Source organism: Jhaorihella thermophila (assembly GCF_900108275.1).
GTDB lineage: Bacteria > Pseudomonadota > Alphaproteobacteria > Rhodobacterales > Rhodobacteraceae > Jhaorihella > Jhaorihella thermophila.
In genome coordinates this window covers 62,062-76,978 of sequence record NZ_FNVD01000001.1, presented here as the reverse complement: position 1 = coordinate 76,978, position 14,917 = coordinate 62,062, and the positions used below count along the sequence as shown (strand labels likewise).

Below are 14,917 nucleotides of genomic sequence, written 5' to 3'. Positions count from 1 at the left end.
TCACTTGCCGTCCCTGAGCCCCATCAGAGCGGCGGCAAAGGGATTGTCCGGGTCGATCCGGTCATCCTTTTTCGGCGGACGGGCGGAGAAGGTGCGCGCCCCTTCGGGCTTGCGCGCGGGCTTGCCGCCCTTGGGCTTGCCCTTACCGCGCTTGCCCCCCTTGGCCTGCGCCTTGCCGCCCTCGCCCCGCTCGGGCCGGCCACGTCCGCCCTGACGGCCGCGACCCCAGGTGAAGGTATAGAACACTTCGATTTCGGGTCCGTCTTCGGTCTTGTCCTGATCGGCATCGGCAGATTCGGCGGCGGGCTGCGCCTCTTCGACCGGGGCGGGTGACACGACCTGCGCGGCGTCCGCGTCCGCCGAGCTCTCGGCAACCGGGGCCTCCTCGGCCGTCCGTTCCGCGTCCGGCTGATCCGCGGCGGTCCGGTCTTCGACCGGCTGCTCCCCGCCTGCGGAGGGCTCGCCTTCGCTCGGCGCGCCGTCCTGCGCCGCCTGTTGGCCGGACTCTTCCGCGGGGACGGGGCGCTGTTTTTCCCGTTCGCCCTTTTCCGCGCGATAGCCAAGCCCCTGCATCAGATCGGCGAACTGCTCCAGCGTCAGCCCCGTGATCGACAGCATGTCGGCCGTCGCCTCGAAGCCCGCGCGGCTGTCCTGCCCGCGCAGCATGTCGGCCAGCCGCTCCAGCATGTCGATGCGGATCGCCCGGCTCCCGGCATTGCGATAGCCGGACATCGTGTCATAGCCCTTGGGCGCGGCGGCATCCACCGGAACCGTCACCAGCCCCGGCGGCGGGGCCGAGGGGAAGTCATCCAGCCCCTGCGCCAACGACCACAGCACCAGCCGCAGCCGGGTCGGCGCGGGTTTCAGCAGAAGCGGCATGAAGATCGTGTATTGCCCGAACCGGACCCCATGCTTGCGCAGGGCGCCGCGCGCGTCCTGGTCCAGCTCCTTGACCTCCTGCGCCACCCGGGCGCGGGGGATGATGCCGAAGTTCTCGACCATGCGGAAGGCAAAGCCCCGCGCCAGACCGGTCAGCGTCTCGTCGCGCTGCAGGCCCAGAAGCGGCTCGAACAGGGTGGAGATCTTTCGGTCGATGAAATGCTGCAGGCGGCGCTTGACCTTTTCGGCCACCTCGGCGCCGGCGGCTTCGTCCACGAACACCTCGACCTGCGGCTTCAGCGGCTCGGGGCCGGCGACCAGCTTGGCCACGGCATGTTCGCCCCACATCAGCCCGCCCTGATCGGTAAAGTCGATCTCGGTATCGGGGGCGTTGTAGAACCGGTCCGCGCGCAGATGGAACTGCGGCGCCAGCGCCTGCAACGCGGCGGCGTTCACGGCCTTTGCCTCGGCGCCCTTCGCGCTCTTGTCCGGGGAAAACCGGAACCCTTCAAGCCGACCGACGAATTCGCCCTCGACGGTCACTTCACCCTTGTCGTTCACTTCGGCCAAGAGGGCCTCCTTCTGCTTGAGCCGGCGCAACAGAACCGAGGTGCGCCGGTCCACAAATCTCTTGGTCAGCGCCTCGTGCAAGGCGTCCGACACCCTGTCTTCTACAGCGCGGGTTTCCTCGCGCCAATGGGTTTCGTCGCGCACCCATCCCTTGCGCTGCGCGACATAAGTCCACGTCCGGATAAAGGCCAGACGCCTGGACAGCGCGTCGATGTCCCCGTCCACCCGGTCGATTCGGCGGATCTGCCGGGCCATGAAGTCGTCCGGCACCGCCCCCTTTTCATGCAGATAGCGAAAGATCACCTCCAGCAGACCGGCATGTTCGGCATGGCTGATGCCGCGGAAATCGGGAACCCGGCAGACATCCCACAACAGCCGCACCGACGGCCCGTCGGTGGCCCGCGCGGCGACCTCGGCCACCTCGGCCAGCGCCCGCAGCGCGATCAGGTCGTCGGCCTCGCGCGCCTTGACCAGAACCTCGTTGGCGGGGCTGGCCTCGAGCGACCGGATCAGCCGCGCCACCGATCCGAACTCCAGATCCGCGCTGCGCCAGTTGAGCTTTCTCAGCGGCGCAAAGCGGTGCTCCATGATCGCCTGCGCTACGCCTTCTTCCAGCGGCCGCGCCTCGCCGGTGACGCCAAAGGTGCCGTTCGACATGCCGCGCCCGGCCCGGCCCGCGATCTGGGCCAGCTCGTTCGGGGCCAGCGGCCGCATCCGCCGCCCGTCGAACTTGGACAGCGACGAAAACGCCACATGGTCGATATCCAGGTTCAGCCCCATGCCGATCGCGTCGGTGGCCACGAGGTAATCCACCTCGCCATTCTGATACAGCGCCACCTGCGCGTTGCGGGTGCGCGGCGACAGCGCGCCCATCACCACCGCCGCCCCGCCCTTCTGCCGGCGGATCAGCTCGGCTATGGCATAGACATTGTCCACCGAGAACCCGACGATGGCGCTGCGCGGCGGCATCCGTGTGATCTTTTTCGAGCCGGTATAGACCAGCTGGCTCAGACGTTCACGACGCATGAACTCGACGCCCGGAACCAGCGCCGCGATGGGTCCGCGCATCGTGTCCGTGCCCAGAAACAGGGTTTCATGCAGCCCCCGCGCGCGCAGCAGCCGGTCGGTAAAGACATGGCCGCGTTCGGGGTCGGCGCAGAGCTGGATTTCATCGACCGCCACGAAATCGGCGCCCATGCCCTCGGGCATGGCCTCGACGGTGCAGACCCAATACTGGGTGCGCGGCGGCACGATCCGTTCCTCGCCGGTGACCAGCGCCACCACCGATGGCCCGCGCTGTGCCACGATCCGGTCATAGACCTCGCGCGCCAGCAGCCGCAGCGGCAGCCCGATGATGCCGGTGCGGTATCCCAGCATCCGTTCGATCGCGTAATGCGTCTTGCCGGTATTGGTCGGGCCCAGAACGGCCACGATCCGCGATTGCGCGTTCACGTTCGCTCCCTTCACCCGGGCGGGCGCGTTACAGGGTGTTACAGGGTCTTGCCCGTCACCCTGGGCCGCAGCCTTTCCAGCGCCTTCGATACTTCCTCGAAATTGGGATGTATAGCCTTGACGCGCAAATAGGCCTCATAGGCCTTTTCGTCGTCTCCGATGCTCTCCAGAACGGACGCCAGCCCGAACAAGGCATTGTAGTTGTTCGGATTCAGCGTCAGCGCCCGGCCGAGATCCTCGGCCGCCAGACCGTATCGGCCCAGTTCGAACCAGGCCGAGGCCCGCAGGTGCCACGCTTCGGCGAAATCGGGCGCGTGATCGGTCAGCGCGGTCAGATGCTCGATCGCGGCCTGGGGGTCGCCGCGTTCCAGCGCCTCGCGCCCCCGTTTCAGCAGCAGATCCATCGCGTCCGACCCGCTTTTCGACCATAGCGCCTGAAGCTCGCGGTCGATCCGCGCCGCCTCGGCCGGGGTGGCGCGTGACAGCGCCGACAGTAGCGCGGATTCGTCCGGCGCCCGCGCCTCGTCCGCCCGGGCGGCGCCGCACAGCGCGATGATCACGGCACATGCCGCAACGACAGGTTTGAGATTGAGGTGGTCAATGCCCATAACATGGGTCAATGTAACGCGGTGTGCGCCGAATACCAGAGGGCGCGCGCCGCCGGAAAGTCACATCTGCGAAACGGAAGGACCAAGATGAGCGACATCCTTGAAAAGGCGGTGGCCGAACTGAACGAAAAGCTGGGCGGCGGTTTCGATGGCAGCGCCAAGTTCCAGCTGAACGGCGTGGGCGCGGTGGTGATCGACGCCGACGGCGCGCGGATCAGCGACGACGAGGCCGACGTCACGCTTTCGGCGGATGCCGACACGTTCGAACAGATCCTGTCGGGCGAGCTGAACCCGACCGGCGCCTTCATGTCCGGCAAGCTGACGGTCGATGGCGACATGGGCGTCGCCATGAAGCTGGCCTCGGTGCTGGCCTGATGCCGTTGCAGCCGGCCCCGCTTTTCGAAGACGTGGCCGGCGGCCCTCCGGGCGGCACGGCCGTCTGGGCAGACACCGCCGACGGGGTGCGCATCCGCGTCGGCATCTGGCAGCCCCGGGGCGCGACCCGGGGCACGGTGCTGCTGTTTCCCGGCCGCACCGAATATATCGAGAAATACGGGCAGGCCGCGCGCGAGATGGCCGGACGGGGATTCGCGACTCTGGCGATCGACTGGCGCGGCCAGGGCCTTGCGCAGCGGTTGCTGGACGATCCGCATATCGGCCATGTCGAACGGTTTGCCGACTACCAGAAGGACGTCTCCGCCGCCCTGCGCGCGGCGCGCGAGATGGACTTGCCGCGCCCCTTTCACCTGCTGGCCCATTCGATGGGCGGGGCCATCGGCCTGCGCGCGGTGATGGAGGGCCTGCCCGTCCAGTCCTGCGCCTTTACCGGCCCGATGTGGGGGATCCGCCTGTCGCCGCCGATCCGGGCCTTTGCCTGGACGCTGTCCCACCTCGCGCCGATGCTCGGCATGGGCCATCGCCTCGCGCCCGGCTCGACCCGGCGCAACTATGTCGAGGCGAACCCCTTCGAGGACAATCAGCTGACCACCGACCCCGCCATGTTCCTCATGATGCAGGAACAACTTGCCGCGCATCCCGAGCTGGGTATCGGCGGCCCCAGCCTGCAATGGCTGCGCGAGGCGCTGGCGGAATGTCGAAACCTGGCGCGGCGACCGTCGCCCGATCTGCCCTGCGTGACCTTCGTGGGCGGCAACGAACGGATCGTTGACGTGGACGAGATCCGCCGCCGCATGGCGGCCTGGCCACGCGGCGAGCTGGACGTGATCGAAGGGGCCGAGCACGAAGTGCTGATGGAGACGCCCGCGCGGCGGACCCGCATCTTTGACCGGCTGGGCCAGCTCTACAGCGCCGCCCACAAAGACGCCGCGGCCTCCTGACGGCTCAGTTTCCGAAGCGCCCCCGTCGGCCGCCGCGCCGCCGCGGCGGCGCCACGCGATCCAGACCCGCGCGCAGCACCTCGGTCATGGGATGGTCGGGCGCATCCGCGCCATGGCGCGCCAGCAGCCGGCGCAGGGCCTCGTCCGTGCCGGTGCCCTCGGGCAGGCTGAGCGCCCAGTCCAGAAAGATGCTGCGGCATTCGGCGGCCGTGATCCCCTCGATCCGATAGGAGTCCTGGATCAGCCCCTTGGGATCGAGCCTCGGATCCCCCTTCATGTCACGCGCCCTCCAGCCAATGCGGCGTCGATCACCCCTGCGGCCCTGGCGTATCCGTCCTCGAGTGCCGATCTCAGATCCTCCACGGTCTCATGCTCCGTTGCCCGGCACAGAAACGCCGCGCCGCCTTCGCCAATGGACGCGGAATCGAGCCCCTTGCCCGATATCAGCCGCGCCGCCATGTGCACGGCCCAGAATAGACGATAACAGTCGCCCAGCATCGTCGCATCCGCGACATCCAGCCATCCGCTTGCGACGGCGCCCTGCAATCCGTCCTCGACGCCCCGGCCGATCACCCCGCCCAGAAGCGCCCCCGCCTGGGCGGCCAGTTCGATGTCCTGCACCCGTCCGGGCCCGGTCTTGGCGTCCCACACCCCCGACGGCGTCTTGGCCTCGGCGATGCGGCCGCGCATGTCGGCCACGGCCTCAAGCACCCTTGCCCGGTCCTGCGGGCGCGACAGCAGATCACGGCGAAAGGCCTCGATATCGGCGGCCAGATCGTCCATCCCGGCCACGACGCGCGCGCGGGTCAGGGCCAGATGCTCCCACACCCAAGCCTCGTTCTGCTGGTAATGCATGAAACTGGCCAGGCTGGTCGCCACCGGCCCCTGCGTGCCCGAGGGGCGCAGCCGCATGTCCACCTCGTAGAGCCGGCCCTGCGCCGTGGGCGCCGTGATCGCCGTGATCAGCGCCTGGGTCAGCCGCGCGTAATACTGCCGCACCGGCAGCGGCCGCTTGCCGTCGGACATCTCCGCCCCCGCCGGATCATAGATCACGATCAGGTCCAGATCCGAGGTCGAGGTCAACCGCCCCGCCCCCAGCGACCCCATGCCCAGCACTGCCAGACCGCGCCCCGGCGGCGGGCCGTGACGGCGGGAGAACTGGGCGATCACCACCGGAAGCAGGGCGCGGATCACCGCCTCGGCCAGATCCGCATATTGGCCGGCCGCCGTCCGTCCGTCGATCAGCCCGCGCAGGTGATGCACGCCGATGCGGAAATGCCATTCCTTGGCCCAGCGCCGCGCCGCGTCCAGCTGTGTCTCATAGTCGCTCTCGGCCTCCAGCGCCGCCGCCAATTCGCCGCGCAGGGCCTCCATCCCCGGCCAGTCCGAGAAGAAATCGCCGCCGATCACCGCGTCGAACACGCCCGAATTGCGCGACAGATACCCCGCCAGCGCCGGCGAGGTGCCGACGATGTCCACCAGCAGGTCGATCAGATGCGGGTTGGCCTCGAACAGCGAAAACAGCTGCACCCCGGCCGGCAGGCCGGACAGGAACCCGTCCAGCGCCACCAGCGCCTCTTCGGGCTTGGCAGTTCGCGCCAGCCGGCGCAGCAGTTCGGGCTTGATCCGGGTTTCGAACAGCTGCGCCGCCCGCTGCGACCGCAGTGCGGGATAGGTCGGCCAGCGCGCCAGCACCGAGGCGTCAAATTCGATCTCCGCCGGCTCGGCCTCCTCGGGCGCGCGCCCACGCGCATCGGGGGCAAAGAAGCCCTCGGTCATCTCGTGAACCTCGGTCAGCCGGTCCTTCAGTTCCGCCACGAGATCGTCGGAGGACCGCCCCATCAGGCAGGCAATACGCTCGATCCCTTCGGGCGAGGACGGGATCTTGTGGGTCTGGGCATCATGCACCATCTGCACGCGGTGCTCGGCCTCGCGCAGGGCGCGGTAGTGGTCGGTCAGCCGTTGCGCCACGTCCCAAGGCACCCAGTCCTTGTCGGCCAGCACCCGCAGACCCTCCACCGTGCCGCGCACGCGCAGATCCCGGTCGCGCCCGCCGGCGATCAACTGCCGGGTCTGGGTGAAGAACTCGATTTCCCGGATCCCGCCCCGGCCCAGCTTCAGATCGTGGCCGGGAACCGAGATCGGACCGCCGGTGCCCTTGTTCTCGCGGATACGCAAGCGCATGTCGTGGGCGTCCTGGATCGCCGCGAAATCCAGATGCTTGCGCCAGACAAAGGGGCGCAGGGTGTCGAGAAACCGCTGCCCCGCCTCGATGTCGCCCGCACAAGCGCGCGCCTTGATATAGGCGGCGCGTTCCCAGGTGCGGCCCAGGCTTTCGTAATAGGTTTCCGCCGCGGCCATCGCCATGCAGACGGGCGTCACCGCCGGGTCGGGGCGCAGCCGCAGATCGGTGCGGAACACATAGCCATCCGCCGTCTTGTCGCCGAGCGCGGCGCACATGTTGCGGGTGGCCCGGATCAGTCCGCTGCGCGCCTCGTGGAAATCGTCGGGGTCATAGCGGGTTTCGTCGAACAGGCAGATCAGGTCGATGTCCGAGGAATAGTTCAGCTCGTGCGCGCCCATCTTGCCCATGGCCAGCACCGTCAGGCCGGCGGCGGTGGCCACGTCGTCCTCGGTCATGCCGGGCAGTTTCCGGCGCCGGATCAGGGTCGCGATCTCGGCCTTGAGCGCCAGATCGCAGGCCAGATCGGCGAAATCGGTCAGCGCGCCGGTCACCTGCTCCAGCGCCCAAGCCCCGGCCAGATCGGCCAGAGCCGTCAGCAGCGCGACCCGCCGTTTGGCCTGCCGCAGACCGGGCTTCAGCTGATCCGGCGGCAGCGCCCGCGCCTCGTCCAGCACTGCCGCGAATGCGGCCTCGGGATCGTCCAGCGCCGCTGCCAGCCAGTCCGATTCGCGCCGGATCAGCGACAGCAGATAGGGGCTGGAGCCCCCCGCCCCCTCGATCAGCGCGGCCACGTCGCCGGACAGGGCCGGCACGGCGGCGCGGGCCTCCGTTCCAAGCTCGGGGTCGAAGGGGCGCGGCAGGCGCGCAAGACGGGCGGAAAGGCTGCGGTCGGTCATGGCGCGACAATGCTGCGACCGTCCGGCGAGGTCAATCGGCGGCGGGTGCGCATCTTGCCAATTCCCGGCAAACGGGGAAACTGGCGCGGCTGACGGAAGGAACCCGACTGATGAGCAAGAGCCTGAAACGGGTCGAGAAGGCCCTGCGCGCCGCCGGGATCGAACCGCGCGTGCGCCGCACCGAGCTTGCCCGCACCGCGGCGGATGCCGCCCGGGCCGTGGGCTGCGCGGTGGACCAGATCGCCAAGTCGATCATCTTTCGCGGCGAACGCTCGGGCGAGGCGATCCTGTTCCTGACCGCCGGCGGCAACCGGGTGGATGCGGACAAGGCCGCCGCCCTGGCGGGCGAACCGCTGGGCAAGGCGGACGCCGCATTGGTTCGCAGGCAGACGGGCTTCGCAATCGGCGGCGTGGCGCCGATCGGGCACCTCAACCCGATCCGCGCCTTTCTGGACCCCCGCCTGACCGAATTCGACGAAATCTGGGCCGCCGCCGGCACGCCCAACCACGTCTTTCCCGTCTCCGCCGCAACCCTTGCCCGAATCGCCAACGCACAAGTTGCTGATTTCACGTCGTGATCCGCCGAATGTAAAAATCTTTTACATTCGACCTTGAAACCGCGCCCCGGCGCCCCGATCTGTTCGAATGTGAAAGGCGTTTACATTAGACCCGAAAGGAGACAGACCATGACCGCGCCGACAAGCCCGACCCTGACCGAGACCGCCGGCCCAGTTCCGACCGCAGCGGGCTGGTTCCGCCGCGCCGAGGCCTGGCTGGACGCCAGGGGCAAGGGGGCGTGGATCGCCCTGATGGTCCTCGGCTTCGTGTTTTTCTGGCCGGCCGGTCTGGCCGTTCTCTTCTACATGATCTGGAGCAATCGCATGTTTTCGAAATCCTGCCGCCGCAGCCGCCGCCAGTGGCACAGCCACGGGCTGTCCGCCATGACCCCGACCGGAAACAGCGCCTTTGACGCCTACAAGGCCGACACGCTGCGCCGTCTGGAACAGGAACAGCAGGACTTCGAGGCCTTCCTCGAACGGCTGCGCGAGGCCAAGGACAAAGCCGAGTTCGATCAGTTCATGGAGGAACGCGCCCGCCGGGCGGACACCGAACCGGCCGAAGGCGATCGCGACGGCGCCTGATCCCCGACGCCGAGTACAACGTCCCCGCTCCGTCCCCAAGGGTCGGGGCGGCGCTTCTGCCCCCGGCCTTTTGACCTTTTCCAGCCAACCGAAACGACAGAGCCCGCGATGTCCCTGCTTCCCGATCCCTACCGCCAGCCGGAATTCTATGCCTATGTCCCGACCAAGCGTCTGGTCGCCTGGGTGATCGACACGATCGTGATCCTGGCCCTTTCGCTGCTGGCGGTGGTGCTGACGGCCTTTGTCGGTGCGTTCTTCTGGGTGTTTCTCTACACCGTGATCGGCTTTGCCTACCGGGTGGTAACCATTACCAATGGCTCGGCCACCTGGGGGATGCGCTTTGCCGGGATCGAGCTGCGCAACGCCTGGGGCGAGCGGCTGGACATGGGGACGGCCCTTGCCCACACCGCCGGTTACACGGTCAGCATCATCCTTCCCATTCTGCAGGTGATCTCGATCGTGATGATGCTGACCAGCCCGCGCAAACAGGGCCTGACCGACGCATTCCTCGGCACGGCGATGATCAACCGGCGGGCCTGATGCAAGGGCCAAGCGCCTGACAGGGGGCGAATTTCTTCCTTGGCGCATGGGAACCCGGTTGCTATCCTCGACTTGAGATACCCGGATTGCCCCATGCGCCACACGCTGCCCATAGCGCCACAATTTTATGTGACGGCCCCTCAGCCCTGCCCGTATCTGGACGGCAGGATGGAGCGAAAGCTGTTCACCTCGCTTCAGGGCGAGGACGCCGAGCAGCTGAACGACAGCCTGTCGCTGCAAGGGTTCCGCCGGTCGCAGAACGTGCTTTACCGCCCGTCCTGCGCCGATTGCGCGGCGTGTCTGTCGGCCCGGATCGACGTCAGCCGGTTTCGCCCCACCAGAACGCAACGGCGCGTGCTCAGGCGCAACCGGGATCTGTCGCGACGGGCGTCGTCCCCTTGGGCGACCGAGGAACAATACGACCTGTTCCGCCGCTATCTCGACGCCCGCCACGGCGACGGCGGCATGGCGGACATGGACATGTTCGAATTCGCCGCCATGATCGAGGAAACCCCGATCCGCAGCCGCGTGATCGAATATTCCGACCCGCGGGGCAATCTGACGGCGGTCAGCCTGACGGATATCCTGTCGGACGGGGTCAGCATGGTCTATTCCTTTTATGACCCCGACCGGCCTCAGAACAGCCTCGGCACCTTCATGATCCTCGATCACGTCCGCATCGCGCAGGAAGCCGGACTGCCCTATGTCTATCTGGGTTACTGGGTGCCGGGCAGCCCCAAGATGGGCTACAAGGCGCGCTTTGCCGGGCTCGAAGTGTATCGCGACCGGGAATGGCAACCGCTGACCGACCCGCACGAACATGACGGGACCACACACCCCCTGTCAGTGGAGCCGATCGCCGAACAGGTCGCCAACCTGCGCCTGCCCGACCGGCGCTGGCAACCCCGCTAAAACGGCAAGTGCCCGCCACGCGGCCAGCCGAAACAGGAGAAGCGGTCAGGTCGCGCCGGTGAACACGAACCGCCGGTCGAGCCGATACTTGAGCACGTAACCGACCGTCAGCCCCAGAACGGCGCCGAACTCGCGTGCCGTCCGGGTTCCTCCGGCCCACCAGAACAGGCTCTCGCTGCCCCAGAAGATCGCCGTGGTGCCAACGCCGGTCAGCGTATAAAGCGTGAAGGTCCGGCCCTCGTCCACGACCGGACGGGCGCGATCGAAGAAGATCCATTTCTTGTCCAGCAGGTATTTCGTCACCAGCCCGGCCGCGGTGCCGATGCCCAGCGCGGCTGGAAGCCGAAAGTCGCCCGTCATCATGGCAAAGACCGCTCGCTGCGCGCCCAGATTCACCGCCGTCGCGATCACCGCGAACAGCGCATAGCGCAGCACCAGCGCCCCGGGGCTCAGCCGGGCGGCCCGGACGGCGCCGGATGGCGCATGGGGTGAACCGGCCATGTCTGCATTACCCTTGCTCTGCACCCAAAGCACTCCACCAGACCTCGCGCGGCGAGACAAGGGGCAAAACCGCCGCGCCGGGAGCGCACGCTGGGCAAGCGCGCGGAGAAGATCGCCCCGCAAGCGCGGAAAGGGACGCAATACCTCTTGCACCGGCCCGCCGGGGCCAATAGAAGGCGGCAAATTCGATTGGGCGCGCGTTGCGGCGCCCCCTGAAATCATGGGGAAACGAGATGCAGGTCACCGAGACTCTGAACGAAGGTCTGAAACGCGCGTATGAGCTGATCGTCACGGCGCAGGAGCTGGACGACAAGGTTCTGGAAAAGCTCAAGGAAGCGCAGCCCGAGATCGAGATGAAGGGCTTTCGCAAGGGCAAGGTGCCCCTGCCGCTGCTGAAGAAACAGTTCGGCAAGCGTCTGCTGGGCGAGGCGATGCAGGAAACCATCGACGCGGCCATGTCGAAGCATTTCGAGGAAAGCGGCGACCGCCCGGCGATGCAGCCCGAGGTCCGGATGACCAACGAGGACTGGAAAGAGGGCGACGACGTGCATGTCGCCATGTCCTACGAAAGGCTTCCCGAGATCCCCGAGGTGGACCTGAAGGCGATCGAGCTGGAAAAGCTGGTGGTCAAGGCCGATGACGCCGCCGTGGAAGAGGCGCTGAAGTCGCTGGCCGAAACCGCGCAGGAGTTCAAGTCGCGCCGCAAGGGGTCGAAGGCCAAGGAAGGCGACCAGGTGGTGATCGACTTCGTCGGCAAACTGGACGGTGAACCGTTCGAAGGCGGCTCGGCCGAGGATTACCCGCTGGTGCTGGGCTCCAACAGCTTCATCCCCGGTTTCGAGGACCAGCTGATCGGCGTGAAGGCCGGCGACGAGAAGGACGTGACCGTCACCTTTCCCGAGGATTACGGCGCCGAGCACCTGGCCGGCAAGGAGGTCGTTTTCTCCTGCACCGTCAAGGACGTGAAGGAACCCGTTGCCGCCGAGATCGACGACGAACTGGCCAAGAAGTTCGGCGCCGAGGATCTGGCCCAGCTGAAGGAGCAGATCAGGGAACGGCTCGAGGCCGAATATGCGCAGGCCGCGCGCGCGGTGCTCAAGCGCCAGCTTCTGGACAAGCTGGACGAGACAGTGAGCTTCGAACTGCCGCCGAGCCTGGTCGAGGCCGAGGCCAAGCAGATCGCGCATCAGCTGTGGCATGACGAACACCCCGAGGAGCAGGGCCACGACCACGGCGAGATCGAGCCCACCGAAGAGCATACCAAACTGGCCGAGCGCCGCGTGCGTCTGGGCCTGCTGCTGGCGGAACTGGGCCAGAAGGCCGAAATCGAGGTCACCGATGCCGAGATGACCCAGGCGATCATGAACCAGGCCCGCCAGTATCCGGGCCAGGAACGCGCCTTCTTCGAATTCGTCCAGCAGAACCCGCAGGTGCAGCAGCAGCTGCGCGCGCCGATCTTCGAGGACAAGGTGGTGGACTATGTCTTCGAGCTGGCGACCGTGACCGAAAAGGAAGTCGGCAAGGACGACCTTCAGAAGGCGGTCGAAGAGCTGGACGACGAGTGATCCAGAACGTATCCCGCAAACGCAAGGGCCCGGCGGGCAACCGCAAGCCTGTTACCAGAAGTGTTGTCAGGTTGAATGTAGCGCACGGTGCGACAGGCTCTTTCAGAAAAACACCCTCGCAGATTTCTGCGAGGGTGTTGCAATTCGGAACGGCGGTTGTGCAGGATCAAGTAGCATTTCGGTGCCACCGTGCCAACGTCTGCGGTTAGAACAATAGAAGCAAAAGCCGTAGATAGAGCGGGATTTTTTCTACAAAACCAATACGCCTACTTATCCAAAAGGGAAACTCGAAGCCCGAGTCCGATTAAAGCCATTCCCGTAATTCCGTCGACGTATCGTCTCACTTTGGGTCTTTGCAGAAACTGTCCGGCCCAAGTCACGCAAAAGGCGTAGAAACTCAGCCAGAGCAGGGTCATGGCGCAAAATACTACACCAAGACCCATCATTGCCGCGAAGGCGGGTGCCTCTTGGGGAACAAACTGCGGCAGCAGGCTTGCAAAGAAAATGGCCATCTTGGGATTGCCCAGATTGCTCACGATGCCTTGGGTAAAGGCTTTGGTCGTCGACAGGCAATCTATTGCGCCCAGATCGTCACGGCCGGCTTTTTGAACGGTGCCCCTCAAAGCCGCCTTCAAGGACTGGATGCCCAGGAAAATCAGATAGGCCGCCCCCGCATATTTGATTGCGGCGAACAACGTATCCGCTGCCGCAAGAATGGCAACAAGGCCCAGGGCAGCTGAAACTGCCCATATGAGCTGCCCTGTCGCCACGCCCGCTGCGGTCGCAATTCCTGCGGACCTGCCTCCGGCCATCGTGTTGCGAAGGGACAGCGCCGTGTCCTGACCTGGTGTCATGATCACAATCGCGGATACCCCCAGAAACAGGAGAAGTGGCGTGTCCATAGTCTCAAAGTTTTCCGTTCAGTTCGCCTTTAGACGAAATTTGCCGAATTGAATGACCATTACAATAGTGAACTCGCATAGCCCTGAAACCAGACATTTGTGCCAGCTGCGACCTTGGGAAAGGAGGGCTCGAACCAGACATAGGGCTTCGTTGGTCACACCTGCGCGCAAATGATCAGCAACACTTCTGGTAAGAGGCTTGGGACAACCGCCGGGCCTTTTTTCGTTTCGGCGGCGCCCATCCCTGCCCTGCCCACGCCGACCCTCATGCCGAACGCGTCGCCGGACGCGGGGCCGGGCGCGAGGCCGGCGCATGAAAAAGCCGCCCTGCGGCGGCTTTTCCGGGTCTGTCCTGGGGCGGATCAGGCGCGGCGACGGCGCGACCCTGCCCGGCCGCGGCGACCGCCGGCGGCCTCGGCGCCCGGTGCCGCGGGAGGCTTGTTGAACTTGATCCACTCGGCCCCGTGCGGGTCCTGGTTCATCAGCAGGTTGGCGGCGCGGATCGCCTGCATTTCCTTGCCCGCGCGCGGCTTGGTCGAGCCCATGCCGAAGATCGTGACGAAGGTTTCGTCGTCCATGTCCTCGGGCACGATGATGCCGGCGGCGGCGACCTCGGCCTTCTTCTCGGCGATCTTTTTCTGCGTCACCGGCAGCGCCACCGGGTTCATGATCGCGCTGGTCATGCCGGCGGCCATCGCCATCGGCAGGAACGCGTTGTTGATCCCGTGGCGGTTGGGCAGGCCAAAGCTGATGTTGGACGCCCCGCAGGTGGTGTTGACGCCCAGTTCCTCGCGCAGGCGGCGGACCAGGGCAAACACCTGCTGGCCCGCCGTCGCCATCGCACCGATCGGCATCACCAGCGGGTCCACCACGATGTCGTGGGCGGGGATGCCGTAATCGGCGGCGCGCTCGACGATCTTTTTGGCCACCGCGAACCGGACGTCGGGGTCTTCGGAAATCCCGGTGTCGTCGTTCGAGATCGCCACCACCGGCACGTTGTATTTCTTGACCAGCGGCAGGATCTGTTCCAGCCGCTCTTCCTCGCCCGTGACCGAGTTCAGAAGCGGTCGGCCCTCGGCCGCCTCGAGCCCCGCCTCGAGCGCGCCGGGCACCGAGCTGTCGATGCACAGCGGCACGTCCACCAGCCCCTGAACCAGCTCGACGATCTTGCGCATGAGCGGCGGCTCGGTCTCGTTTGGGTTGGGGTTGGAGTTGTAGACCACGCCCGCATTGATATCGAGCACGGTCGCCCCGGCCGCGACCTGGGCCAGCGCGTCCTTTTCCACGGTCGAGAAATCCCCGGCCTCCAGCTCCGCGGCCAGTTTCTTGCGGCCCGTCGGATTGATCCGCTCGCCGATCACGCAGAACGGCTGATCAAAGCCGATGATCGCGGTCTTGGTCTTGCTTTCAACGATGGTGCGGGTCATG

14 protein-coding genes are annotated in these 14,917 nt (G+C 66.5%); 7 read left to right on the top strand and 7 right to left on the bottom strand.

What is annotated here, in order from left to right; genetic code table 11:
• Both C4S70_RS00380 and C4S70_RS00375 read right to left on the bottom strand, forming a co-directional pair.
• Positions 1 to 2,901, bottom strand: a complete 2,901-nt coding sequence (locus C4S70_RS00380; RefSeq protein WP_104006637.1) for a helicase-related protein — start codon at positions 2,899 to 2,901, stop codon at positions 1 to 3.
• Between the two features lie 38 nt (positions 2,902 to 2,939).
• Positions 2,940 to 3,509, bottom strand: a complete 570-nt coding sequence (locus C4S70_RS00375; RefSeq protein ID WP_104006129.1) for a tetratricopeptide repeat protein — start codon at positions 3,507 to 3,509, stop codon at positions 2,940 to 2,942.
• Between the two features lie 87 nt (positions 3,510 to 3,596).
• Between C4S70_RS00375 and C4S70_RS00370 the strand changes: the two genes are divergently transcribed.
• Together C4S70_RS00370 and C4S70_RS00365 are read left to right on the top strand one after the other, a co-directional pair.
• Positions 3,597 to 3,884, top strand: coding sequence for an SCP2 sterol-binding domain-containing protein (locus tag C4S70_RS00370; protein ID WP_104006128.1), 288 nt, complete (start codon positions 3,597 to 3,599; stop codon positions 3,882 to 3,884).
• Positions 3,884 to 4,846, top strand: coding sequence for an alpha/beta fold hydrolase (locus C4S70_RS00365; RefSeq protein WP_104006127.1), 963 nt, complete (start codon positions 3,884 to 3,886; stop codon positions 4,844 to 4,846). Before C4S70_RS00370 ends, C4S70_RS00365 begins: the two co-directional genes overlap by 1 nt.
• Before the next feature lie 4 nt (positions 4,847 to 4,850).
• Here the strand turns inward: C4S70_RS00365 and C4S70_RS00360 are convergent, their stop codons facing one another.
• Positions 4,851 to 5,123, bottom strand: coding sequence for a hypothetical protein (locus C4S70_RS00360; RefSeq protein ID WP_104006126.1), 273 nt, complete (start codon positions 5,121 to 5,123; stop codon positions 4,851 to 4,853).
• Positions 5,120 to 7,927, bottom strand: coding sequence for a [protein-PII] uridylyltransferase family protein (locus C4S70_RS00355; protein ID WP_104006125.1), 2,808 nt, complete (start codon positions 7,925 to 7,927; stop codon positions 5,120 to 5,122). The genes C4S70_RS00360 and C4S70_RS00355 overlap by 4 nt, the downstream gene beginning before the upstream one ends.
• Before the next feature lie 110 nt (positions 7,928 to 8,037).
• Between C4S70_RS00355 and C4S70_RS00350 the strand changes: the two genes are divergently transcribed.
• From C4S70_RS00350 to C4S70_RS00335, 4 genes are all read left to right on the top strand, one after another.
• A complete protein-coding gene (locus C4S70_RS00350) occupies positions 8,038 to 8,505 on the top strand; it encodes a YbaK/EbsC family protein (protein ID WP_104006124.1) in 468 nt (155 codons plus the stop codon).
• Between the two features lie 108 nt (positions 8,506 to 8,613).
• Positions 8,614 to 9,069 carry a DUF2852 domain-containing protein gene (locus C4S70_RS00345; protein ID WP_104006123.1) on the top strand — a complete coding sequence of 152 codons (456 nt, stop codon included), beginning with the start codon at positions 8,614 to 8,616 and terminating at the stop codon, positions 9,067 to 9,069.
• A 108-nt stretch (positions 9,070 to 9,177) separates the two neighbouring features.
• Positions 9,178 to 9,609, top strand: coding sequence for an RDD family protein (locus tag C4S70_RS00340; RefSeq protein WP_104006122.1), 432 nt, complete (start codon positions 9,178 to 9,180; stop codon positions 9,607 to 9,609).
• Between the two features lie 93 nt (positions 9,610 to 9,702).
• Positions 9,703 to 10,521 (top strand): arginyltransferase, encoded by an 819-nt coding sequence (locus C4S70_RS00335; RefSeq protein WP_104006121.1) that lies wholly within the window; start codon positions 9,703 to 9,705, stop codon positions 10,519 to 10,521.
• 45 nt (positions 10,522 to 10,566) lie between these two features.
• On the opposite strand, the gene C4S70_RS00330 is transcribed toward C4S70_RS00335, so the two are convergent.
• A complete protein-coding gene (locus tag C4S70_RS00330) occupies positions 10,567 to 11,022 on the bottom strand; it encodes a GtrA family protein (protein ID WP_235003631.1) in 456 nt (151 codons plus the stop codon).
• 233 nt (positions 11,023 to 11,255) lie between these two features.
• Here C4S70_RS00330 and tig point away from each other — a divergent pair, with 233 nt between their 5' ends.
• Positions 11,256 to 12,587: a trigger factor gene (tig, locus tag C4S70_RS00325; RefSeq protein WP_104006120.1), complete on the top strand. Its 1,332-nt coding sequence runs from the start codon at positions 11,256 to 11,258 to the stop codon at positions 12,585 to 12,587.
• A gap of 266 nt (positions 12,588 to 12,853) precedes the next feature.
• Here the strand turns inward: tig and C4S70_RS00320 are convergent, their stop codons facing one another.
• Both C4S70_RS00320 and C4S70_RS00315 read right to left on the bottom strand, forming a co-directional pair.
• The gene (locus tag C4S70_RS00320; protein ID WP_104006119.1) at positions 12,854 to 13,489 is read right to left on the bottom strand and encodes a LysE family translocator; all 636 of its coding nucleotides are present in this window, start codon (positions 13,487 to 13,489) and stop codon (positions 12,854 to 12,856) included.
• Positions 13,490 to 13,851: 362 nt separating this feature from the next.
• On the bottom strand, positions 13,852 to 14,916 hold the full coding sequence (locus C4S70_RS00315) for a methyltetrahydrofolate cobalamin methyltransferase (RefSeq protein ID WP_104006118.1): 1,065 nt from the start codon (positions 14,914 to 14,916) through the stop codon (positions 13,852 to 13,854).
• Position 14,917 lies beyond the last annotated feature (1 nt).

What these genes read in the sequence shown, in the direction of transcription:
- C4S70_RS00355 (WP_104006125.1), bottom strand. Translation starts at nt 7,927, where the DNA reads ATGACCGACCGCAGCCTTTCCGCCCGTCTTGCGCGCCTGCCGCGCCCC.
- C4S70_RS00330 (WP_235003631.1), bottom strand. Translation starts at nt 11,022, where the DNA reads ATGGCCGGTTCACCCCATGCGCCATCCGGCGCCGTCCGGGCCGCCCGG.
- C4S70_RS00315 (WP_104006118.1), bottom strand. Translation starts at nt 14,916, where the DNA reads ATGACCCGCACCATCGTTGAAAGCAAGACCAAGACCGCGATCATCGGC.
- C4S70_RS00345 (WP_104006123.1), top strand. Translation starts at nt 8,614, where the DNA reads ATGACCGCGCCGACAAGCCCGACCCTGACCGAGACCGCCGGCCCAGTT.
- C4S70_RS00360 (WP_104006126.1), bottom strand. Translation starts at nt 5,123, where the DNA reads ATGAAGGGGGATCCGAGGCTCGATCCCAAGGGGCTGATCCAGGACTCC.
- C4S70_RS00350 (WP_104006124.1), top strand. Translation starts at nt 8,038, where the DNA reads ATGAGCAAGAGCCTGAAACGGGTCGAGAAGGCCCTGCGCGCCGCCGGG.
- C4S70_RS00370 (WP_104006128.1), top strand. Translation starts at nt 3,597, where the DNA reads ATGAGCGACATCCTTGAAAAGGCGGTGGCCGAACTGAACGAAAAGCTG.
- C4S70_RS00335 (WP_104006121.1), top strand. Translation starts at nt 9,703, where the DNA reads ATGCGCCACACGCTGCCCATAGCGCCACAATTTTATGTGACGGCCCCT.
- C4S70_RS00365 (WP_104006127.1), top strand. Translation starts at nt 3,884, where the DNA reads ATGCCGTTGCAGCCGGCCCCGCTTTTCGAAGACGTGGCCGGCGGCCCT.
- tig (WP_104006120.1), top strand. Translation starts at nt 11,256, where the DNA reads ATGCAGGTCACCGAGACTCTGAACGAAGGTCTGAAACGCGCGTATGAG.
- C4S70_RS00320 (WP_104006119.1), bottom strand. Translation starts at nt 13,489, where the DNA reads ATGGACACGCCACTTCTCCTGTTTCTGGGGGTATCCGCGATTGTGATC.
- C4S70_RS00375 (WP_104006129.1), bottom strand. Translation starts at nt 3,509, where the DNA reads ATGGGCATTGACCACCTCAATCTCAAACCTGTCGTTGCGGCATGTGCC.
- C4S70_RS00340 (WP_104006122.1), top strand. Translation starts at nt 9,178, where the DNA reads ATGTCCCTGCTTCCCGATCCCTACCGCCAGCCGGAATTCTATGCCTAT.